This window comes from Streptomyces globisporus C-1027 (assembly GCF_000261345.2).
Lineage (GTDB): Bacteria > Actinomycetota > Actinomycetes > Streptomycetales > Streptomycetaceae > Streptomyces > Streptomyces pakalii.
Genome location: NZ_CP013738.1, coordinates 6,671,635 through 6,691,279, shown reverse-complemented (window position 1 = coordinate 6,691,279; position 19,645 = coordinate 6,671,635). Strand labels below are relative to the sequence as shown.

General features: G+C 71.5%; 19 protein-coding genes. 12 read left to right on the top strand and 7 right to left on the bottom strand.

The features are described 5' to 3' along the window. Window positions 1-8: 8 nt before the first annotated feature. From WQO_RS29545 to WQO_RS29510, 8 genes are all read left to right on the top strand, one after another. The gene (locus WQO_RS29545; protein WP_010058359.1) at window positions 9-2,021 is read left to right on the top strand and encodes a protein meaA; all 2,013 of its coding nucleotides are present in this window, start codon (window positions 9-11) and stop codon (window positions 2,019-2,021) included. Continuing rightward, entirely contained in the window at window positions 2,018-2,992 is a 975-nt protein-coding gene (locus tag WQO_RS29540) for an HpcH/HpaI aldolase/citrate lyase family protein (RefSeq protein WP_010058361.1), read from the top strand. Before WQO_RS29545 ends, WQO_RS29540 begins: the two co-directional genes overlap by 4 nt. A gap of 2 nt (window positions 2,993-2,994) precedes the next feature. Continuing rightward, window positions 2,995-3,498, top strand: a complete 504-nt coding sequence (locus WQO_RS29535) for a MaoC family dehydratase (protein WP_010058362.1) — start codon at window positions 2,995-2,997, stop codon at window positions 3,496-3,498. Window positions 3,499-3,547: 49 nt separating this feature from the next. Then, entirely contained in the window at window positions 3,548-4,753 is a 1,206-nt protein-coding gene (locus tag WQO_RS29530) for an acyl-CoA dehydrogenase family protein (protein WP_010058363.1), read from the top strand. 180 nt (window positions 4,754-4,933) lie between these two features. After that, window positions 4,934-5,581: a phosphatidylserine decarboxylase gene (locus WQO_RS29525; protein WP_010058364.1), complete on the top strand. Its 648-nt coding sequence runs from the start codon at window positions 4,934-4,936 to the stop codon at window positions 5,579-5,581. After that, window positions 5,568-6,428: a CDP-diacylglycerol--serine O-phosphatidyltransferase gene (pssA, locus tag WQO_RS29520; protein WP_179890248.1), complete on the top strand. Its 861-nt coding sequence runs from the start codon at window positions 5,568-5,570 to the stop codon at window positions 6,426-6,428. The genes WQO_RS29525 and pssA overlap by 14 nt, the downstream gene beginning before the upstream one ends. Before the next feature lie 331 nt (window positions 6,429-6,759). Further along, a complete protein-coding gene (locus tag WQO_RS29515; protein WP_010058366.1) occupies window positions 6,760-7,608 on the top strand; it encodes a hypothetical protein in 849 nt (282 codons plus the stop codon). A 55-nt stretch (window positions 7,609-7,663) separates the two neighbouring features. Then, entirely contained in the window at window positions 7,664-9,877 is a 2,214-nt protein-coding gene (locus tag WQO_RS29510; RefSeq protein WP_010058369.1) for a bifunctional serine/threonine-protein kinase/ABC transporter substrate-binding protein, read from the top strand. A gap of 56 nt (window positions 9,878-9,933) precedes the next feature. On the opposite strand, the gene WQO_RS29505 is transcribed toward WQO_RS29510, so the two are convergent. The 5 genes from WQO_RS29505 to WQO_RS29485 are packed head-to-tail and all read right to left on the bottom strand — an operon-like array spanning window position 9,934 to window position 14,845. Further along, window positions 9,934-11,187, bottom strand: a complete 1,254-nt coding sequence (locus WQO_RS29505) for an ABC transporter substrate-binding protein (protein ID WP_029182082.1) — start codon at window positions 11,185-11,187, stop codon at window positions 9,934-9,936. Beyond that, on the bottom strand, window positions 11,184-12,383 hold the full coding sequence (locus tag WQO_RS29500) for a branched-chain amino acid ABC transporter permease (RefSeq protein WP_010058372.1): 1,200 nt from the start codon (window positions 12,381-12,383) through the stop codon (window positions 11,184-11,186). The genes WQO_RS29505 and WQO_RS29500 overlap by 4 nt, the downstream gene beginning before the upstream one ends. Next, window positions 12,376-13,266 carry a branched-chain amino acid ABC transporter permease gene (locus WQO_RS29495; protein WP_010058374.1) on the bottom strand — a complete coding sequence of 297 codons (891 nt, stop codon included), beginning with the start codon at window positions 13,264-13,266 and terminating at the stop codon, window positions 12,376-12,378. Before WQO_RS29495 ends, WQO_RS29500 begins: the two co-directional genes overlap by 8 nt. After that, window positions 13,263-14,060, bottom strand: a complete 798-nt coding sequence (locus tag WQO_RS29490) for an ABC transporter ATP-binding protein (protein WP_029182083.1) — start codon at window positions 14,058-14,060, stop codon at window positions 13,263-13,265. Before WQO_RS29490 ends, WQO_RS29495 begins: the two co-directional genes overlap by 4 nt. Continuing rightward, entirely contained in the window at window positions 14,048-14,845 is a 798-nt protein-coding gene (locus WQO_RS29485; RefSeq protein ID WP_010058376.1) for an ABC transporter ATP-binding protein, read from the bottom strand. The genes WQO_RS29490 and WQO_RS29485 overlap by 13 nt, the downstream gene beginning before the upstream one ends. A 235-nt stretch (window positions 14,846-15,080) precedes the next feature. Here WQO_RS29485 and WQO_RS29480 point away from each other — a divergent pair, with 235 nt between their 5' ends. Then, complete coding sequence (locus tag WQO_RS29480; RefSeq protein WP_010058377.1) at window positions 15,081-15,851, top strand: PucR family transcriptional regulator; 771 nt, start codon at window positions 15,081-15,083, stop codon at window positions 15,849-15,851. A gap of 85 nt (window positions 15,852-15,936) precedes the next feature. Here the strand turns inward: WQO_RS29480 and WQO_RS29475 are convergent, their stop codons facing one another. Beyond that, window positions 15,937-17,055: a glycerate kinase gene (locus WQO_RS29475; RefSeq protein WP_010058378.1), complete on the bottom strand. Its 1,119-nt coding sequence runs from the start codon at window positions 17,053-17,055 to the stop codon at window positions 15,937-15,939. A gap of 138 nt (window positions 17,056-17,193) precedes the next feature. Here WQO_RS29475 and WQO_RS29470 point away from each other — a divergent pair, with 138 nt between their 5' ends. Continuing rightward, complete coding sequence (locus WQO_RS29470) at window positions 17,194-17,691, top strand: NUDIX domain-containing protein (protein WP_010058379.1); 498 nt, start codon at window positions 17,194-17,196, stop codon at window positions 17,689-17,691. A 36-nt stretch (window positions 17,692-17,727) separates the two neighbouring features. On the opposite strand, the gene WQO_RS29465 is transcribed toward WQO_RS29470, so the two are convergent. Then, the gene (locus WQO_RS29465) at window positions 17,728-17,928 is read right to left on the bottom strand and encodes a type II toxin-antitoxin system VapB family antitoxin (protein WP_010058381.1); all 201 of its coding nucleotides are present in this window, start codon (window positions 17,926-17,928) and stop codon (window positions 17,728-17,730) included. A 185-nt stretch (window positions 17,929-18,113) separates the two neighbouring features. On the opposite strand from WQO_RS29465, the gene WQO_RS29460 reads away from it, so the two are divergent. Next, on the top strand, window positions 18,114-18,923 hold the full coding sequence (locus WQO_RS29460; RefSeq protein WP_010058383.1) for a CoA transferase subunit A: 810 nt from the start codon (window positions 18,114-18,116) through the stop codon (window positions 18,921-18,923). Between the two features lies 1 nt (window position 18,924). Beyond that, complete coding sequence (locus tag WQO_RS29455) at window positions 18,925-19,587, top strand: 3-oxoacid CoA-transferase subunit B (RefSeq protein WP_010058385.1); 663 nt, start codon at window positions 18,925-18,927, stop codon at window positions 19,585-19,587. Window positions 19,588-19,645: the final 58 nt, after the last annotated feature.

Genomic DNA, 19,645 nt, shown 5'->3' with positions numbered 1-19,645 from the left:
GTTCTCCGATGAACGAACGTCAGAAGGACCGGCCCTGGCTCATGCGGACGTACGCCGGTCACTCGACCGCCGAGGCGTCCAACGAGCTGTACCGCCGCAACCTCGCCAAGGGCCAGACAGGTCTCTCGGTCGCCTTCGATCTGCCGACGCAGACCGGATACGACCCGGACCACATTCTCGCCCGCGGCGAGGTGGGCCGTGTCGGTGTTCCCGTGTCGCACCTCGGTGACATGCGGCGGCTGTTCCAGGACATCCCCCTGGAGCAGATGAACACCTCGATGACGATCAACGCGACCGCCATGTGGCTGCTGGCGCTCTACCAGGTGGTCGCGGAGGAGCAGGGGGCCGACACGGCCAAGCTCCAGGGGACGACGCAGAACGACATCGTGAAGGAGTACCTCTCGCGCGGGACGCACGTCTTCCCGCCGGTGCCCTCGCTGCGGCTGACCACGGACATGATCACGTACACGGTCAACCGCATCCCCAAGTGGAACCCGATCAACATCTGCAGCTACCACCTCCAGGAGGCGGGGGCCACCCCGGTCCAGGAGATCGCGTACGCCATGTCGACCGCCATCGCGGTGCTCGACGCGGTCCGCGACTCGGGCCAGGTGCCCGAGGAGAAGTTCGGTGACGTGGTCGCCCGCATCTCGTTCTTCGTGAACGCGGGCGTCCGCTTCGTCGAGGAGATGTGCAAGATGCGCGCCTTCGGCCGCATCTGGGACCGCGTCACCCGCGAGCGGTACGGCATCGCCGACGCCAAGCAGCGCCGCTTCCGCTACGGCGTCCAGGTCAACTCCCTCGGCCTGACCGAGGCGCAGCCGGAGAACAACGTCCAGCGCATCGTCCTGGAGATGCTGGCCGTCACCCTCTCCAAGGACGCCCGGGCGCGCGCGGTGCAGCTGCCGGCCTGGAACGAGGCGCTGGGGCTGCCCCGGCCCTGGGACCAGCAGTGGTCGCTGCGGATCCAGCAGGTGCTGGCGCACGAGAGCGATCTGCTGGAGTACGAGGACATCTTCGCCGGTTCGCACGTCATCGAGGCCAAGGTGGACGCCCTGGTCGAGGAGTCGCTGGCGGAGATCGACCGGATCCAGCAGATGGGCGGCGCGATGGCGGCCGTCGAGTCCGGCTATCTCAAGTCCGAGCTGGTCTCCTCGCACGCGGCCCGGCGGGCCCGGATCGAGGCGGGCGACGAGAAGATCGTCGGCGTCAACATCTACGAGTCCACCGAGCCCAACCCGCTCACCTCCGACCTCGACGGCGCGATCATGACCGTCGACCCGGAGAACGAGGCCCGGGTCGTCGCGGCCCTGCACGAGTGGCGGGACAACCGCGACGAGGCGCGGGCGTCGGAGGCGCTGGCCGCGCTGAAGAAGGCCGCCGCGGGCACCGAGAACATGATGGAAGCCACCGTCGAGTGCGCCCGCGCGGGCGTCACCACCGGCGAGTGGTCCTGGGCGCTGCGGGACGTCTTCGGCGAGTTCCGCGCCCCCACCGGGGTCTCCTCCGCCCCGGTCGCGGTCACCGCGGAGCCGGGGAGCACGCTCGCCCTGGTCCGCGAGAAGGTCACCCGGACCGCCGCCGACCTGGGTGTCGGGCGACTGCGTCTGCTCGTCGGCAAGCCGGGCCTGGACGGGCACTCCAACGGGGCCGAGCAGATCGCCGTACGGGCCAGGGACGCCGGGTTCGAGGTGGTCTACCAGGGGATCCGGCTGACCCCCGAGCAGATCACCGACGCGGCGCTGGCCGAGGACGTGCACTGTGTGGGCCTGTCCATCCTGTCCGGCTCGCACGCGGAGCTGGTCCCCGACGTGCTGCACCGACTGCGTGAGGCCGGGGCGCCGGACATCCCGGTGATCGCGGGTGGCATCATCCCGCCGGCCGACGCCGCCGCACTCATCGAAGCCGGAGTGGCCGCCGTCTTCACCCCGAAGGACTTCGGCATCACGGAGATCATCGGCCGTATCGTCGACGAGATCCGGAAAGCGAACAAGCTCGACCCTCTGGAGGTCCCCGCATGACCACGCCCACCCCCTCGGTCAACCGTCTGCGCCCGCGCCGCTCGTGTCTGGCCGTGCCGGGCTCGAACCCGCGCTTCCTGGAGAAGGCCCAGGGCCTCCCGGCCGACCAGGTCTTCCTGGACCTGGAGGACGCCTGCGCGCCGCTCGCCAAGGAGGGCGCCCGCCACACCATCGTGGACGCGCTCAACAACGGTGACTGGAGCGGCAAGACCCGGGTCGTGCGGGTCAACGACTGGACGACGCACTGGACGTACCGGGACGTCATCACGGTCGTCGAGGGCGCGGGCCCCAACCTCGACTGCATCATGCTGCCGAAGGTCCAGGACGCCCAGCAGGTCGTGGCGCTGGACCTGCTGCTGACCCAGATCGAGAAGACGATGGGCTTCGAGGTCGGGAAGATCGGCATCGAGGCGCAGATCGAGAACGCCAAGGGTCTGGTGAACATCGACGAGATCGCCGCCGCCTCGCCGCGCCTGGAGACGCTGATCTTCGGCCCGGCCGACTTCATGGCGTCGATCAACATGAAGACCCTGGTCGTCGGCCAGCAGCCGCCCGGCTACCCGGCGGACGCCTACCACTACATCCTGATGCGCATCCTGATGGCGGCCCGTACGCACGACCTCCAGGCGATCGACGGCCCGTTCCTCCAGATCCGTGACGTGGACGCCTACCGCGAGGTGGCCGGCCGCGCCGCCGCCCTCGGCTTCGACGGCAAGTGGGTGCTGCACCCGGGCCAGGTCGACGCGGCGAACGAGGTGTTCTCGCCCTCGCAGGAGGACTACGACCACGCCGAGCTGATCCTCGACGCCTACGACTGGTGCACCTCCGAGGAGGGCGGCAAGAAGGGCTCCGCGATGCTCGGCGACGAGATGATCGACGAGGCCAGCCGCAAGATGGCCCTGGTCATCGCGGGCAAGGGCCGGGCCGCCGGAATGCAGCGCACGTCCAAGTTCGAAGCCCCGGAGGCCTGATCATGCAGTTCGGACGCACTTTTGAGGAGTTCGAGGTCGGTGCCGTCTACAAGCACTGGCCCGGAAAGACGGTCACGGAGTACGACGACCACCTCTTCTGTCTGCTGACCATGAATCACCACCCGTTGCACATGGACAGCAACTACGCGGAGAAGACGACCGACTTCGGTAAGAACGTGGTCGTCGGCAACTACATCTACTCGCTGCTGCTCGGCATGTCGGTGCCGGACGTCTCCGGAAAGGCCATCGCCAATCTGGAGGTCGAATCGCTCAAGCACATCGCCCCGACCTTCCACGGCGACACGATCTACGGCGAGACGACCGTGCTGGACAAGACCCCGTCGAAGTCCAAGAACGACCGCGGCATCGTGTACGTGGAGACCAAGGGCTACAAGCAGGACGGCACGGTCGTGTGCGTGTTCCGGCGCAAGGTGATGGTTCCCACCGAGACGTACATCAAGGAGCGGGGCGGCGAGCAGCCCGGCCGCCCGACGCCCGCCAAGTAACTGCGTGAAGCCTTAAGGCCATCCGCGTGAAGCCACAGGAGAAGCAGCCATGACGCGACTCGCCCAGACCGCCGGTCTGAACGACATCCAGCGGGAAATCCTTTCCACGGTCCGGGATTTCGTCGACAAGGAGATCATTCCGGTCGCGACCCAGCTGGAGCACCGCGACGAGTACCCCACGGAAATCGTCGAGGGGCTCAAGGAACTCGGCCTGTTCGGGCTGATGATCCCCGAGGAGTACGGGGGGCTGGGTGAGTCGCTGCTCACCTACGCACTGTGCGTGGAGGAGATCGCACGCGGCTGGATGAGCGTGTCGGGCATCATCAACACGCATTTCATCGTGGCCTACATGCTCAAGCAGCACGGTACGCAGGAGCAGAAGGACACGTTCCTGCCGCGGATGGCGCTCGGCGAGGTGCGCGGGGCCTTCTCGATGTCCGAGCCGGCGCTCGGCTCGGACGTCTCGGCGATCTCGTCCAAGGGCGTGAAGGACGGCGACGAATACGTTCTCAACGGCCAGAAGATGTGGCTGACGAATGGCGGAACGTCTACTTTGGTGGCTGTTCTGGCCCGGAGTGACGAAGGCCACCCCGAGGGCACCGCGCCGCACAAGTCGATGACGACCTTCCTGGTGGAGAAGGAGCCCGGCTTCGGAGAGGTCCGGCCCGGTCTGACCATCCCCGGGAAGATCGACAAGATGGGCTATAAGGGCGTCGACACGACCGAGCTCATCATGGACGACCTGCGCATTCCGGCCAATCGTGTTCTCGGGGGCACGACCGGCCGAGGGTTTTACCAAATGATGGACGGCGTCGAGGTCGGCCGGGTGAATGTCGCCGCGCGTGGCTGCGGCGTCGCGCAGCGTGCGTTCGAACTGGGCGTTTCGTACGCCCAGCAGCGTCACACCTTCGGCAAACCGATCGCCCAGCACCAGGCGATCCAGTTCAAACTGGCCGAAATGGCCACCAAGGTCGAAGCCGCTCATGCGATGATGGTCAATGCAGCACGCAAAAAGGACTCCGGGGAGCGTAACGACCTGGAGGCAGGGATGGCGAAGTACCTCGCCTCCGAGTACTGCAAGGAAGTCGTCGAGGACGCCTTCCGCATCCACGGCGGCTACGGCTTCTCCAAGGAGTACGAGATCGAGCGCCTCTACCGTGAGGCGCCGATGCTGCTGATCGGTGAAGGTACCGCCGAGATCCAGAAAATGATCATTGGCCGGCGACTCCTGGAGGAGTACCGATTCCAGGGCTGATTGTCCGTTTCAGGGTGATTTGGTGGCGAAGAACATCACACCGGGTCACCCTCGACGGGCGGCGTTCGACAGTCCGACTCGGCTGCTGGCTTGCCCAGTTGCGCCCGGCAACCGATAGCATCTTCGGAAAGCCGCCGTCCCCCGTTGCCAGCGCGGCATCATCCGCTACGAAGGTCATTCATGCCCGACAGCACTTCCACCGCATCCCGCGGCGGGGTCCGCATCGCCCGCGGAGCATCGCCGTGGCTCCTGCCGACCGTCGCCACCGCAGCCCTCAGCCTGGCCCGCGCCCGCAAGTCGGGGCGCTGGGCAGCAGCGGCCGTGCCCACCACCGCGCTCGCGGCGGGCATGCTGTGGTTCTTCCGTGACCCCGAGCGCGAGATCACCGAAGGCCGGGTCATCTCCCCGGCCGACGGCGTGGTGCAGAGCATCATGCCGTGGAAGGACGGGCGCACCCGCGTCGCGATCTTCATGAGCCCGCTCAACGTCCACGTCAACCGCGCGCCGCTGGCGGGCACCGTGACGTCGGTCGAGCACATCCCGGGCGGGTTCGTTCCGGCGTTCAACAAGGAGAGCGAGAACAACGAGCGCGTTGTGTGGCACTTCGACACCGAGCTCGGCGACATCGAGATGGTGCAGATCGCGGGAGCGGTCGCCCGTCGGATCGTGCCGTACCTCCCCGAGGGCACGAAGGTGGAGCAGGGCGAGCGCATCGGCCTGATCCGCTTCGGCTCGCGCGTGGACATCTACCTCCCGGAAGGGATCGATGTCGCGGTCGAGGTCGGTCAGGCCACTACCGCGGGGGTGACTCGAATTGACCGTGATTGATCCTGACAGTAAGGCCGACTGGGTTCCGGAGGCCGACAGCGAGAACGACGTCGACGGCGACGACATGCCGCTGTCGATGCGCCTGTCGATAGCGGACACGCTCACGCTCGGTAACGCGACGTGCGGGTTCATGGCGGTGTACTTCACCACCACGGGCATTCTGATCCCGCACCTCACGGGCAGCGACGAGACGGGCATGGCCCGGCACTCGGCCGCCACCGCCGTGATCCTCATGCTGATGGCCGCGATCTTCGACCTGTTCGACGGACTCGTGGCGCGCAAGCTGCGGTCCTCGCCGATGGGCGCCGAGCTGGACAACCTCTCGGACCTCATCAGCTTCGGGCTCGCACCGGCCTACTTCGTGCTCGTGTACGGCATGGTCGCCGACGACGCCCACCAGCGGGTGTCGGCACTGGCGGCGATCGTCGTGCTGCTGGCGGTGGTGCTCAGGCTGGCCAGATTCTCCTGCGTGACACTGAAGGACGGCATGTTCCAGGGCATGCCGAGCCCCTTCGGAGCGCTGACGGTCGTCTCGATCGTGCTCCTGGAGCTGCCCTTCGTGCCGACGCTCCTCGCGATCGTCGGCGTGGCCTGGCTCATGGTGAGCCGGGTGGAGTACCCCAAGCCGCGGGGCGTCCTCGCGGTGGCGATGCTCGGCTGGATCGTGGCCGCGATGGGGCTGCTCGCCGCCTGGGCGTTCGACGCCCCCGGCGGTCAGCTGCTGCTCCAGACGGGCTGCGCGCTCCAGGTGGTGCTCGGCGCGGTGATCCCGCTGTTCGCCACGGCGCGACGGGTGAACACGTTCCGTGACAACCGGCGCGAGGCGCGGGCGGCGCAGCTGCCGTAGCGGTACGCGATGTGACGGCAGGTCCTCAGGGCCCGGATGCTCCCCGGCATCCGGGCCCTCGTGCGTTTCCGCCGCGCAGGGTGCCCCTAGGGCCTGTCGTCAAACTGCCGCCTGCCGCGCTCCGGGCGACGACGGCAGCTTGGCGACAGGCCCTAGCACCGCGCGCGTCCGGCCGCCAGAGGCGATGCCCTCGCCGTGGCTGAGAATTTTCGGCATCGGGGTGAGTACCAGGTTCCCGTCCCCCCGCCGGAGCGGGCTTCTAGAATCTCCTCGCAACCGACACCCGGGCCATTTCGGCCAGGGGGCGGTCCGGGGGACCGGGGGGTCCGAGATGAAGCTGATGCTGGTGGGGACACGCGTGGCGGCGGTCGCGGCGGCGGGGGTGCTGTTGGCCGGATGCGGCGGGTCGGCCTCGAAGGACAAGGACGGGCCCGACCCGAAGCCGAGCGGATCGGCGAAGCAGGGCGGCCCGGCGACCGGCGGGGAGAAGACCGGAGCGTCGAAGAAGCCCGACCCGAAGCAGTCCACGCTCCCGGGCGCGCTGCCCAGCGCCTACGACTTCACGCCGAACCCGGACCGGGTCCCGAAGAACGCGGCCCAGGCGCGGAAGCTGACCCGTGACGCCGCGCTCGGGGAGAACGACTGGACGGCGGGGATGGTCCGGCACACCCCGTACGAGAGCGGCGGCAGCTGGCCCGTGCTTCCGGACTCCTGCGTCTGGACCCGGGCCGCGCTGCCCTCGGGCATCCTGGACAGCTTCACGCGGCGGCTCGACATCCCGGCGCAGGGCGGTAAGGGCCGGGTGCAGGGGGCGGTGACCGTGACCGTGCACCGGACGGAGGCGGGGGCCGACCGGGAGATCAAGGACACCGTCCAGGAGAGCTTCCGGTGCCCGAACCAGGAGCTGGGCGGCGGGCAGCGCCTCAGCGGACTGATGTCCCTCCAGTTCGACCAGAAGGACGTGCGCAACGCCGACGCCTCGCTGTTCGAGGCGGGGAAGTACACCGGGCCGGAGTCGGGCGGGGTCCAGGACTACGTATGGTCCAAGTCCCGGATCGGCCCGGTGACGACGGCCGTGTCGGTCAAGGGCGCCAAGGGCTACACCAACACCGACCTGCTGCGGATCGCCGCCGAGGGCGGCGCCAAGGTGCTCTACCGCGTCGAGCTGGAACTGAAGTGACCGCGGGCCTGGAACCGAAGTGACCGCGCGCCCGGACGAAAGGCACTGACTCCTGATGGAACCGCTCCGTTCCACCGACCCGGCACGGATCGCCGGGTACCGCGTCCTCGGCCGCCTCGGCGCCGGGGGCATGGGCGTGGTGCTGCTGGGCCGGTCGCCCGGCGGCGCGCTGGTGGCGATCAAGCTGATCCGCGCGGAGTACGCCGACGACTCCGGCTTCCGGGCCCGCTTCCGGCGGGAGGTGGCGATCGCCCGGCAGGTCCGCAACCGGTGGGCGGTGCCGGTGGTCGACGCCGACACCGAGGCGCCGGCCCCGTGGCTGGCCACCGAGTTCGTGCCGGGGCCCGCCCTGAGCGAGGCGGTCGGCACCGGGGGGCCGCTGCCGGAGCGCGGGGTGCGGGCGCTGGGCTCGATGCTCGCGGAGGCGCTGGAGGCCGTCCACGCGGCGGGCCTGGTGCACCGGGACGTCAAGCCCGGGAACGTCCTGCTGGGTCTGGACGGCCCCCGGCTGATCGACTTCGGAATCGCGCGGGCCCTGGACGACACCGTCCTCACGGCGACAGACGTGATCGTCGGCTCCCCCGGCTTCCTCTCGCCCGAGCAGGCGCAGGGGCGGCGGATCGGTCCGGCGAGCGATGTGTTCTCGCTGGGCTGCGTCCTGGTGTACGCGGCGACCGGCGGGCGGCCGTTCGGCACCGGCCCGGTGGAGGCGATGCTGTTCCGCACCGTGCACGACACGGCGGACCTGAGCGCGCTGCCGCCCGGGCTGCTCCCGGTCGTCGAGGCGTGCCTCGCGAAGGAGCCCGAGGACCGTCCGACGGCGGCGGACATCCGGCAGGCGTTCGCCGAGGACCTGTCGGGCGGCAGCTGGCTGCCCGGCCCGGTCACCCATCTGATCGCCGAGCGCTCGGCGCGGATGCTCGCCCTGCCCGACATCGACGCGACGAGCCTGGACGCGGGCGGGGACGGCGGTCCGGGCAGGGGCGCGGACGGTGGCCCGTTCGGCGGCCCTGACACGGGCACCGGGGCCGGGACCGGGGTTGGCGGCCGGGACACGACGGCCGTGGCCCCCTCCCCCGGCCGCCGTCGCTTCCTCGCGTACGTCACCGGGGGCGCGGCCCTCGCCGCGACGGGCGGCACCGCCGCGTGGCTGGTCTCCTCCGGCGACGACAAGGACCCGGGCGGCGAGGGGGACGGCGACGGTATGACGGCCCGCCCCGAGCTGCACATCGGGCTCCAGGCCGACCTCAGCGGCCCCTCCGCGGCCGTCGGCAAGGGGCAGGACCGGGCGGCCCGGCTCGCGGTGGCCGAGCACAACGCGCGGGGCGACGCGCCGTTCACGCTGCGGCTGACCACGGTCGACGACGGGGGCGACGAGGAGCGGGCGAAGGCGGCGGTCCGCCGGTTCGCCGAGGACCCGCTCCTGGTGGCGGCGATCGGGGCGACCGGCACGGACGCGGCCCGGGAGGCGCTGGTCGCGTACGACGAGGCGGCGCTCCCGCTGCTCAGCGTGGTCGACGGGGACATCCGCCATCTGAACCGGATCTTCCTGTGCGCCCGGCCGCGCAACGACATGCAGATGCTGCCGGTGGCGGAGTTCCTCGGGGCGTACGAGATCGACAAGGTCGCGCTGGTCGACGACGGTACCGAGTACGGTCGGCAGACCACCCGCTTCCTCGACGCGGGGCTGCGGGGCAACGGCCGCACGGTGCTGGCGGAGACCGTCCGCGAAGGTACGCGCGACCTGGACGCGGAGGCCGAGCGGATCGCCGCGAAGCGGCCGGGGGCGGTGGTGTACGGGGGCGGGTGGCGGGACGCCGGACGGTTCGCGAAGGCGCTGAACAGGGCCGGATTCCTGGGGCCGAAGATCGGCACCCAGGCCGTGCACGATCCGCGGTTCCTGGCGGAGGCGGGCGAGGACGCGGCGGGCTGGCTGGTCGTCTCGACGGCCGCCGACCCCGCCTCCGTACCCTCGGTGCATCCGTTCGCCGCCGCCTACCGCAAGCGCTTCGACGGCGCGCCGCCGCTGTTCGCGGCCGAGGCGTACGACGCGGTGGGGCTGATCGCCTCCTGCGCCCAGGGGCTGGGCCGGGAGAAGCTGACCCGCCAGGACCTGCTGCCCGCGCTGCGGACGACCTCGTACAAGGGCGTGTCCAAGAGCTACGCCTTCGAGTCCGCCAACGGGATGTACACCGGGACCGGGGTCTTCATCTACCGGGTGGAGCGGGGCCGCTTCCGGTACATCGGGATGGACGGCCGGGAGGTCTGACCGGGCAGCCCGGTCAGACCTCCGTCAGCCTCCGGTCAGCCCTCCGGTCGCGAGGCTCAGTCGCCGATGGTGAAGGACTCGGCCGCCGGGGCGACCTCGGCCGGCCGGACCACCTTCAGCCCGCCGGCGGCACCGGCGTCGGGCTTCATGATGACGCTCTCCCGGGTGGACGGCGCCTTCGGGTCCGAGAAGTCGTGCGTCACCCCGAACTCGGTCCCGTACCCCTTGATCGTGAGGAGCGCCTTGTCGATGCCCTCACGGGTGAGGTCCTTGTCGTCGCAGGCCTTGGACAGGGCCTCGCCGAAGAGGGAGGCCGCCGTGTAGCCGGCGACGACGCCGTTGTCGAGGACGTCCTTCGGGTACTGGGCGGCGTACTCCTTGGCGAGCTTGGCGGGTCCGTCGCCCGGATCGCCGATGGGCAGCGTGGAGGAGGCGACGTAGTAGTCCTTCAGCAGGGCCGGGCCCGCCTGGGTCTTCAACAGCTGAGGGGCGAAGGCCGAGTTGTTGCCGACGACCGGGACGTCGAAGCCGGTGGCCGCGGCGACGCCGACGAGCGAGGCGGCCTGGCGGGGTCCTGCGCTGACGACCACGGCCTTGACCCCGGCCTGCTTGAGGGCGGCGACCTGGGCCGTCATGTCGTTGTCGGTCGGCTTGATCTTCTGCTCGACGACGGTGAGCCCGGCCTCCTTCGCCGCGTGCTTCGAGCCGACGAGCGCGTTCTCGCCGTAGTCGCCCTCGAAGTAGACGTGACCGATCTTGTCGCCCTTCGCGATGCGCTTCTCGGCGAGGAGGTAGTCGATGAGGTTGATCGTCTCGACGTCGTAGGTGGCGCCGATGACCCGGATGTACGGGGAGCCCAGCAGGTTCGCCGACCAGGCCTGCGGCAGCACCAGGCCCTTGTCCTGGCCGTCGATGCGCTGTTCGACGGCGGCGACGAACGGGGAGCCGATGAACTGGGCGAAGCCCGCCACGTCCGGCACCAGTTCGGTGTACGCGGCGATCGCCTTCTGCGGATCGTATCCGTGGTCGCGGACCGTCAGTTCGATCTTCCGGTCGCAGATGCCGCCCGCGTCGTTGGTCTGCTTCACCCACAGCTGCTGGGCCTGGGTGACGCTCTTGCCCAGCGAGGCGTAGACGCCGGTCATGTCGGTCAGCACCCCGAGGGAGATCGTCGAGGAGGAGACCCCGGGACCCGTCTTGACCCCGCCCTTGCCCTCCTCGTCCGCCTTTCCTTCGGTCGCCTTGCCACTGCACCCGACGAGGGTGACGGCGAGGGCCGCGACGACGGCCGTGAGCACTCTCAGTTTCATGACTTCTCCCCTGGATTCTTCGGAGCCGCTGGTTGCTTCGGAACAGCCGGATTCTTCGGAGCCTGCGGCTTCTTCGTGCGGGCGAGGCCGAGGCGGGCGAGGCCGCCGGGCAGGAACAGGACCACCGCGACCACCGCGGCGCCGTACAGGTAGCGGGACGCCTCACCGGGTGCCAGACCGCCCGTGCCGGGGGCGGAGACCAGCGGCAGGGAGTCGCTGTAGTGCGTGAACACCTGCGGGAGCAGGGAGACGAAGGCGGCGCCGATCACGGCTCCCGCGACACTGCCGAGACCGCCGATGACGATCATGGCGAGGTACTCGAGGGACAGGATCATGCCGAAGTACTCGGGCACGGTCCGCTGGAAGACCAGGGCGAGCAGGACGCCCGCGAGACCCGCGTACATCGAGGACAGGACGAAGACCCCGGCCCGGTAGCGGGCCACCGGCACGCCCATCACCCCGGCGGCGATCCGATGGTCGCGGATGGCGTTCATGGCGCGTCCGGGCCGGCCGCGCAGCACACCCCGGGCGAACAGGGCGCTCAGCAGGAGCGCGAGCAGACCCGCGTACCAGAGCTTCTCCGAGGAGCCGAACGGGACGGCGGCGACGACGAGTTCGGAGTCGTCGAAGGTGAACCCGAAGACGGACAGCGGCGGTACGGATCGGCCGTTGTAACCACCGGTCAGCGAGCCCGCGTTGAACAGGACGTGCTGCCCGATGAAGATCAGCGCGAGGGTCGCGATACCGAGGTAGGCGCCGCGCAGCCGCCCGGCGATGGGGCTGAAGATGCCGCCCGCCGCCCCGGCGAGCAGCACCGCGAGGATCGCGGCCAGCCAGGTGGGAAGCCCGAGGCCGGTCAGTGAGTGTCCGTTCTCGGTGCTGCTCTCCCCCGCGAGGACGCAGTAGCCGTAAGCGCCGACGGCGAGGAAGAACGCGTGTCCCATGGAGAGTTGGCCGGTGGCGCCGGTGAGCATGTTGAGCCCGATGGCGCCGATCGCCGCCGCCATCGCGAACAGTCCGGCCTGGAGCCAGAAGCGGTCCAGGTAGAAGGGGAGGGCGAGGAGCAGGAGGGAGCCGATGAGGACGGCGTAGGTACGGGGGCTGCGCAGTCGGTCCGTGATGCTCTCCGGTCCGCCGCCGCGTACGGGAGCGGTCACGGCGGGGGCGGCGGGGGCTTCGGCGGTGGTGTCAGACACGGGCCAGCTCCTTCGTGCCGAGGAGTCCCGCGGGGCGGATCAGCAGGACGGCCACCATCACCAGGTAGGGCGCCAGATCGCCGATGCCCCGGCCGAGGAAGGAGAGATCGCTCTGGTAGCCGGTGGCGAGCGATTCGGTGACGCCGACGATGAGTCCGCCGGCCAGCGCCCCGGTGGTGGAGTCGAGCCCGCCGAGGATGGCGGCGGGGAACGCCTTGAGTGCGGCGAGCGAGGTGGCGCGTTCCAGGCCCGGGGTCGGGAACACGGTGAGGAAGAGCGCGGCGACGGCGGCCAGCGCCCCGGCGACCGCCCAGGCGGCGAGCGAGACCCGCCCCAGCCTGATGCCCATGAGCGCCGCCGTCTGCGGGTTCTCGGCGGCGGCCCGCATCGACACACCCCACGAGGTGTAGCGGAAGGCGAGCAGGAACACCGTGATCAGCAGCCCGGCGGCGAGGAACGCGGCGATACGGGTCTGGGCGAGGGTGATGCCGCCGATCTGGACGACCTCGTTGCCCCAGGGGTCGCCGAGGGCGAGGACGTCCGTGCCCATGCGGCGGGTGAGTTCGGTGATGAGGAGGATGTCGACGCCGATGGTGACGATGGCGAGGACACTGTGGTCGCTGCCCCGGTAGCGGCGCATCACGAAGAACTCGATGGCCGCGCCGACGGCCGCGGCGCCGGCGGTCCCGACGAGCAGGGCGGGCCAGAACCCGATGTCGTCGTGGAGCACGGCGGTGACGTAGCCGCCCGCCAGCAGCAGCGACGCGTGGGCGAAGTTGACGACCTCGGTGGCCTTGAAGATGACGACGAACCCGAGCGCGATGAGTGCGTAGACCGAGCCGATCGAGAGGCCGCCGAGGAGGAGTTCGACGAACGTGGTCATTGAGGTGCTCCCAAGTAGGCCTGGACGACGGCCGGATCGTTCTGGACCTCGGCGGGGGTGCCCCCGGCGATCCGCCGTCCGAAGTCGAGTACGGTAACCGCGTCCGCGAGCCGCATCACCACCCCCATGTCGTGCTCGACCAGCACGATGGAGATGCCGAGGCTGTCGCGTACGTCGGCCACGACGGCGGCGGTGCGACGGCGCTCGTCGGCCGTCATCCCGGCGATCGGCTCGTCGAGCAGCAGGACCTTCGGCTCCATGCACAGGGCGCGGCCGAGCTCGACGAGCTTCTGCTGCCCGTACGGGAGCGATCCGGCGGGCCGCTCCAACTCCTGCTCCAGCCCGATGAATGCGGCGATCTCGTGGACCCGCTCGCGGTGGCGTCGTTCCTCGCGGACGGCGGAGGGCAGCCGCAGGCCGGTGGCGAGGAACCCGGAGCGGGTCAGCCGGTGGCGGCCGAGGAGGAGGCTGTCGGCGACGGTGGCGTGCGGGGGCAGCGCCAGGTTCTGGAAGGTGCGGGCGACCCCGAGGTCCGCGATGGCGTGCGGCGGGAGTCCGGTGAGCTCGGTGTCGCCGAGCCGGACGTGCCCGGAGGAGGCGCGGTAGACGCCGGACAGGACGTTGAAGCAGGTGGACTTGCCGGCGCCGTTGGGCCCGATGACGGCGTGCACGCTGCCGGGTTCGACGGTGAAGGAGACGGCGTCGAGGGCGGTGAGTCCGGCGAAGCGGACGGTGACGTCCTGGACGCCGAGGGCGGCCGTGGTGCTGGGCGCGGTGGTCGTCACGCGGACCACCTGCTCAGGGTGCGCCGGGTGCGGGCCGCCGGGTCGGCGTCCGCCGCCGCGTCCTCGTCGACGACGCCGAGATAGCGGCGGCGCACCTCGTCGGAGGCGGCGAGTTCACCGGCGGGCCCGGACAGGGCGACCTCGCCGACGTCGAGGACGTACGCCGTGGAGGCGAGGCGCAGGGCGATCGCGGCGTTCTGCTCGACGAGCATGACGGAGGTGCCGCCCGCGTTGATCTCCTGCACGGTCTCGGCGATCCTGGCCGCCATCAGCGGGGCGAGGCCGAGCGAGGGTTCGTCCAGCAGGAGCAGCCGGGGTCCCGCCATCAGGGCGCGGCCCATGGCCAGCATCTGCTGCTCGCCGCCGGACAGCAGCCCGGCTCGCTGGTGCGCGCGGTCGGCGAGCACCGGGAACAGTTCGTGCACCCGGGCGAGCGCCGCGCCGGTCTCCTTGCGCCCGCCGCGTGCCCCGAGGGCGCCCGCCCGCAGGTTGTCGGCCACCGTCATCCGGGCGAAGACCTGCCGGCCCTCCGGTACCTGGACCACTCCCGCGGCCACCACCTGGGCGGGCCGCAGCCCTTCCAGGGGGCGGCCGTCGAACCGGACGGTCCCGGTGCCCGTTCCGCGGTGGAAGCCGAGGGTCCGCGACACGGCCCGCAGCAGCGTGGTCTTGCCCGCGCCGTTGCCGCCGAGCACGGCGGTGATCCCACCGTCCGGTACGTCGACCGAGATGTCGCGCAGGGCCCGGACCGGGCCGTAGCCGACGGACAGCGAGCGGATCTCCAGCGTTGCCATGCGTCCTCCTCCTTCCGCCATGTGTGTCGTGCTGGTCTGTGGGGGTGGTGCCACAGACCAGCACCGGGCGGGACGCGCGTCCACGGGGCGGGGCCGACTCGATGCGGGTGACCAGCGAACGAAGGGCCTCGTTGTGCACGCGCACAGACGCCGTGACGGGCGGGCGCCCGGTGCCGGGGCCGGTGGCATCCTCATCGGTCATCAGGAGCGCCCGGACCCGGGGACGGAGCGGCGGATGCGGCGTGGAACGCGGTACGGGGCGCTGCTCGGCCCACTGCTGGCGGGCGGGGCCACGCCGGCCCTGGTGACCCGTGCGGCGCGCGGCCTCGGGCTGCCGGAGCGGGGCCGTTACGCCGTGGTGGTGCTGGGCACACCGGTGCCGGAAGCGGCGGTGGTCGAGGGCCCGGACCCGGACGGGTCGCGCTGGTGGTGGGGCGCGGCGGAGGGTTCGCCGGGCGAGGTGGAGGCCCGGGAGGGCGGCCGGGAGGTGGCGGTGGTGCTGCTGGGCCCGGCGGGCCCGGCCCGGGCGGCGGCGCGGCTCAGGGAGCAGGGTGCCGGGCCGGGAGGGGTGAGCCCGGTGGTGGGCTCCCTGGCGGAGGTGGGCGCCGCACGCCGGCTGGCGGGTACGGCGCTGCTGACGTGCGAGCCGGGCAGCCGGGAGATCGTCCGGCTGGACGAGCGGCTTCCGGCGGCCCTGCTGGTGAGCCGCCCGGAGCTGTCCACCCGGCTGCTGGCGGAGGTGTTCGGCCCGCTGCTGACGCTGGTACCGGCGGAGCGGTCACTGCTCGTGGAGACGCTGGAGACCTGGCTGGAATGCGGGGGTTCGGTGGGCCGGGCGGCGGCCCGGCTGGGCTGTCATCGCAACACGGTCTTCAACCGGCTGCGCCGCCTGGAACGCCTGACCGCACGCTCGCTGTCCCGGCCGCGTGAACTGGTGGACCTGGTGCTGGCGCTGGACGTGCTGCGGCTGTCGTCGGCCCCGCCGGGGCCCGGGGGCGTGGGCTGAGGGGGCGGGGCCGGTCGTTGCCCCGGCCCCGCCGTGAGGGGGAGGCCGCCACGGGCGGCCCCGCCCCCACCCGGTCGTACAGTCGTCAGCCCGCCAGGAAGTCCCGCGCGATCGACTCCGCCGCCCGCTCCAGCAGCGGACCGGCCTGGGCCATGGACACCGCCGGGTCCGGTTCCAGTTCGGCCAGGGCGTAGGCGCGGCGGATGCCGGCCTTCTCCAGGGCCTCCGGGGGCAGGGCGAGGCGGCCGCAGACCGCGACGACCTCGATTCCGGCCGCGCGGGCTGCCGCGGCGACACCGGCCGGGGCCTTGCCGTGGAGGGTCTGCTCGTCGAGCGAGCCCTCGCCCGTGATCACCAGCGTGGCGCGGGCGAGCGCGGGCGCGAAGCCGAGCACGTCGAGCATGACCTCGATGCCGGGGCGGAAGCGGGCGCCGAGGGCGACGAGCGCCCCGTAGCCGATGCCTCCGGCCGCGCCCGCGCCGGGCAGGGCCGCCGTCTCCGGCCCCAGGATCGAGGCGTAGTGCGTGAGGGCCGCGTCGAGGACCGCGATGTCCTCCTCGCTCGCGCCCTTCTGCCGCCCGTAGACCTCGGGCGCCCCCTTGGGCCCGGTCAGCGGGTTGTCCACGTCGCTGGCCAGGATCAGGTCGACGTCCTTCAGGCGCGGGTCGAGCCCCGAGAGGTCCGCCTCGGCCAGCGTCGCGAGCGGTCCGCCGCCGGGGCCGACGGGCTTGCCGTCCGCGTCCAGGAACCGGGCGCCCAGGGCGGCGAGCATGCCCGCGCCGCCGTCGGTGGTGGCGCTGCCGCCGACCCCGAAGACGATCGTCGTCGCCCCCGCCTCCAGGGCGGCCTTCAGCAGCTCACCCGAGCCGTACGTGGTGGCCGTGAGCGGGGCGAACACCCCGTCGGGCAGGTGCTGGAGGCCCGAGGCCTCGGCCATCTCCACCACGGCGGTGTCCCCGCGCAGCGCGTACGCCGCCGTCACCGGGTCGCCGATGGGGCCGGTCACCCGCGCCTCGCGGCGCTCGAATCCGGCGGCCACCGCCGCCGCGACCGTACCGTCGCCGCCGTCCGCGACCGGCAGGGTCTCCACCGCCAGGCCGGGGACGACGCGCCGCAGCCCGGCCGTCACCCGCTCCGCGACCTGTACGGCCGTGAGCGAGCCCTTGAACTTGTCCGCCGCCACGAGCACGCGGGCGGTCTCCACATCTGCTCCGTCCGTCACCTTGCATCCCTTGCTTTCGAACAGGCAGTCGCGCCGCCCCGACCCTATCCGCACGACCCCTGATCTGCCCATGGCCGTCCACGGCCGTGCGGTCCGGACCCGGCCACTACGCTGTCGGCCGTGACGACTCCCGATGCCGACTACGCCACGTACATCGCCGGACTCCCCCGGGTCCTCGCCGGTGCCGCCTCGCTCTTCCGCGATGCGGACGGGCGGATCCTGCTGGTCGAGCCGAACTACCGCAAGGGCTGGGCGCTGCCCGGCGGGACCGTCGAGTCGGAGACGGGCGAAGGCCCCCGGCAGGGCGCCCGCCGCGAGACGGCGGAGGAGATCGGACTCGACGTGGCCCCGGGACGGCTGCTCGCCGTGGACTGGGTGCGGGGCGCGGGCCGGCCGCCGATCGTGGCGTACGTGTACGACGGCGGGGTGCTGACCGCCGGGCAGCTGGCGGCGATCCGGCTCCAGGAGGAGGAGCTGCTGTCCTGGCGGCTGGTGGACCCCGCCGACCTGGACGCCTACCTGCTGGGCACGCTCTGCGGCCGGGTCCGGGCAGCGCTGGAGACCCTGGCGTCGGGCGGCGGTCCGGTGGAGCTGGAGGACGGCGAGCCGGTCGCGTAGGGGCGCCGGCTGCTCACCGGTGGCCGGGCGGGGCGGTCAGCCCTGCTGCGCCTCGGGCTTGATCTCCACCTCGCGCGCCGCGCCCTCCCGCTCGGCGACGAGGGCCTCGGTGCGGTGGCCTCGCGCGATGTAGTCGCGCACCACGAGTTCGACGGCGTCCTGCGGGTTCCCCACCCCCGCGAGGACCATCGCTTCGACGACGAGCTCGGCATCCAGACTGACGGTCACCTTGGCCATGCGCGGACCCTACCCCGGCGTGTTCCGACCGGGGCCCGGTTCCCCGAAGAGCGCCGCGTCCCACCGGGTGCCGGATCGCCGTCGCCCCCATCCGGGCAGGTCCCGGTGTGTGGCCGTCCACCATCGCCGGGGGGCGTCCCGGATTCCTAGTCTCGTGCGCAGTCGATGCGGCGAGAGGTGGACGGATGAGCAGGGACAAGGTGGTCGCCGACGCGGCGGACGCGATCGCGGACGTGGGGCGCGGGGCGTCGCTGGCCGTGGGCGGTTTCGGACTGTGCGGTATACCCGGAGTGCTGATCCACGCTCTGCTGGAGCGGGGAGCCGGTGGGCTCAGGGTGGTGTCCAACAACTGCGGGGTGGACGACTGGGGCCTGGGGCTTCTGCTGCGGGCGGGGCTGATCGCGCGGATGACCAGCTCCTACGTCGGGGAGAACAAGGAGTTCGCGCGCCAGTATCTCCAGGGCGAGCTGGAGGTGGAGCTCGTCCCCCAGGGCACCCTGGCGGAACGGCTGCGGGCGGGCGGTTCGGGCATCCCGGCGTTCTACACACCGGCCGGGGCGGGCACCGTGATCGCCGAGGGCGGGCTGGCCTGGCGGCACGGCGCGGACGGCTCCGTCGCGGTCGCCTCGCCGCCCAGGGAGACCCGGGTCTTCGGCGGTCGGGAGCATCTGCTGGAGGAGGGCATCACCACCGATTTCGCGCTGGTGCGCGCCGCCGTGGGCGACCGGCACGGAAACCTCCGCTTCGACTCCTCCGCCCGCAACTTCAACCCTCTCGCCGCGATGGCCGGGCGCATCACCGTGGCGGAGGTCGAGGAACTCGTCGAGCCGGGCGAACTCGCCCCCGACGACGTGCATCTGCCCGGGATCTTCGTCCAGCGGGTCGTCCCCATCGGGACGGACGATCCGCGCGCCGAGAAGCGCGTCGAGCGCCTGACCGTCCGCCCTGCCCACTCCGCCGCTGCCGTCCCCGCGGTTCACGAAGGGAACCACTGACATGCCGCTGACGCGTACGCAGATGGCGGCCCGCGCCGCACGGGAGCTGCCCGACGGCTCCTACGTCAACCTCGGCATCGGTCTGCCGACGCTCATCCCCGACCACCTGCCGGACGGCGTCGAGGCCGTGTTCCAGTCGGAGAACGGCATCCTCGGCGTCGGTCCCTACCCCGTGGCGTCCGAGGTCAGGGCCGACCTGATCAACGCGGGCAAGGAGACGGTGACCCTGCTGCCCGGGGGGTCCTGTGTCGACTCCGCGCTCTCCTTCGCGATGATCCGGGGCGGGCACATCGACGTGGCGGTCCTGGGGGCGATGCAGGTGTCCGCCTCCGGCGATCTGGCGAACTGGGTGATCCCCGGCAGGATGGTCAAGGGGATGGGCGGTGCCATGGATCTCGTCCACGGGGCCCGGCACGTCATCGTGTTGACGGAGCACACGGCACGTGACGGCTCCCCCAAGCTCCTCGCGGAGTGTTCCCTGCCGCTGACCGGCCGGAGCGTCGTACACCGGATCATCACCGATCTCGCGGTGCTGGACGTCACCCCCGACGGCTTCCTGCTGCGGGAGGTGACGGCCGGGGTGACGGTGGATCAGGTGCGGGCCGCGACCGGGGCGGAGCTGACCGTGGCGCCCGACCTGGCATCGGTACCCCAAGTGGCCTGATCGAAAGGCGCGTTGACCGGGAGGTACTTGACCTCTCCCCCCTTAGCAGCCGGGCGTG

Excerpts from the sequence above, each read along its gene's own strand:
- WQO_RS29545 (WP_010058359.1), top strand. The coding sequence starts at position 9 with ATGAACGAACGTCAGAAGGACCGGCCCTGGCTCATGCGGACGTACGCC.
- WQO_RS29540 (WP_010058361.1), top strand. The coding sequence starts at position 2,018 with ATGACCACGCCCACCCCCTCGGTCAACCGTCTGCGCCCGCGCCGCTCG.
- WQO_RS29535 (WP_010058362.1), top strand. The coding sequence starts at position 2,995 with ATGCAGTTCGGACGCACTTTTGAGGAGTTCGAGGTCGGTGCCGTCTAC.
- WQO_RS29530 (WP_010058363.1), top strand. The coding sequence starts at position 3,548 with ATGACGCGACTCGCCCAGACCGCCGGTCTGAACGACATCCAGCGGGAA.
- WQO_RS29525 (WP_010058364.1), top strand. The coding sequence starts at position 4,934 with ATGCCCGACAGCACTTCCACCGCATCCCGCGGCGGGGTCCGCATCGCC.
- WQO_RS29515 (WP_010058366.1), top strand. The coding sequence starts at position 6,760 with ATGAAGCTGATGCTGGTGGGGACACGCGTGGCGGCGGTCGCGGCGGCG.
- WQO_RS29510 (WP_010058369.1), top strand. The coding sequence starts at position 7,664 with ATGGAACCGCTCCGTTCCACCGACCCGGCACGGATCGCCGGGTACCGC.
- WQO_RS29505 (WP_029182082.1), bottom strand. The coding sequence starts at position 11,187 with ATGAAACTGAGAGTGCTCACGGCCGTCGTCGCGGCCCTCGCCGTCACC.
- WQO_RS29495 (WP_010058374.1), bottom strand. The coding sequence starts at position 13,266 with ATGACCACGTTCGTCGAACTCCTCCTCGGCGGCCTCTCGATCGGCTCG.
- WQO_RS29485 (WP_010058376.1), bottom strand. The coding sequence starts at position 14,845 with ATGGCAACGCTGGAGATCCGCTCGCTGTCCGTCGGCTACGGCCCGGTC.
- WQO_RS29480 (WP_010058377.1), top strand. The coding sequence starts at position 15,081 with ATGCGGCGTGGAACGCGGTACGGGGCGCTGCTCGGCCCACTGCTGGCG.
- WQO_RS29465 (WP_010058381.1), bottom strand. The coding sequence starts at position 17,928 with ATGGCCAAGGTGACCGTCAGTCTGGATGCCGAGCTCGTCGTCGAAGCG.
- WQO_RS29460 (WP_010058383.1), top strand. The coding sequence starts at position 18,114 with ATGAGCAGGGACAAGGTGGTCGCCGACGCGGCGGACGCGATCGCGGAC.
- WQO_RS29455 (WP_010058385.1), top strand. The coding sequence starts at position 18,925 with ATGCCGCTGACGCGTACGCAGATGGCGGCCCGCGCCGCACGGGAGCTG.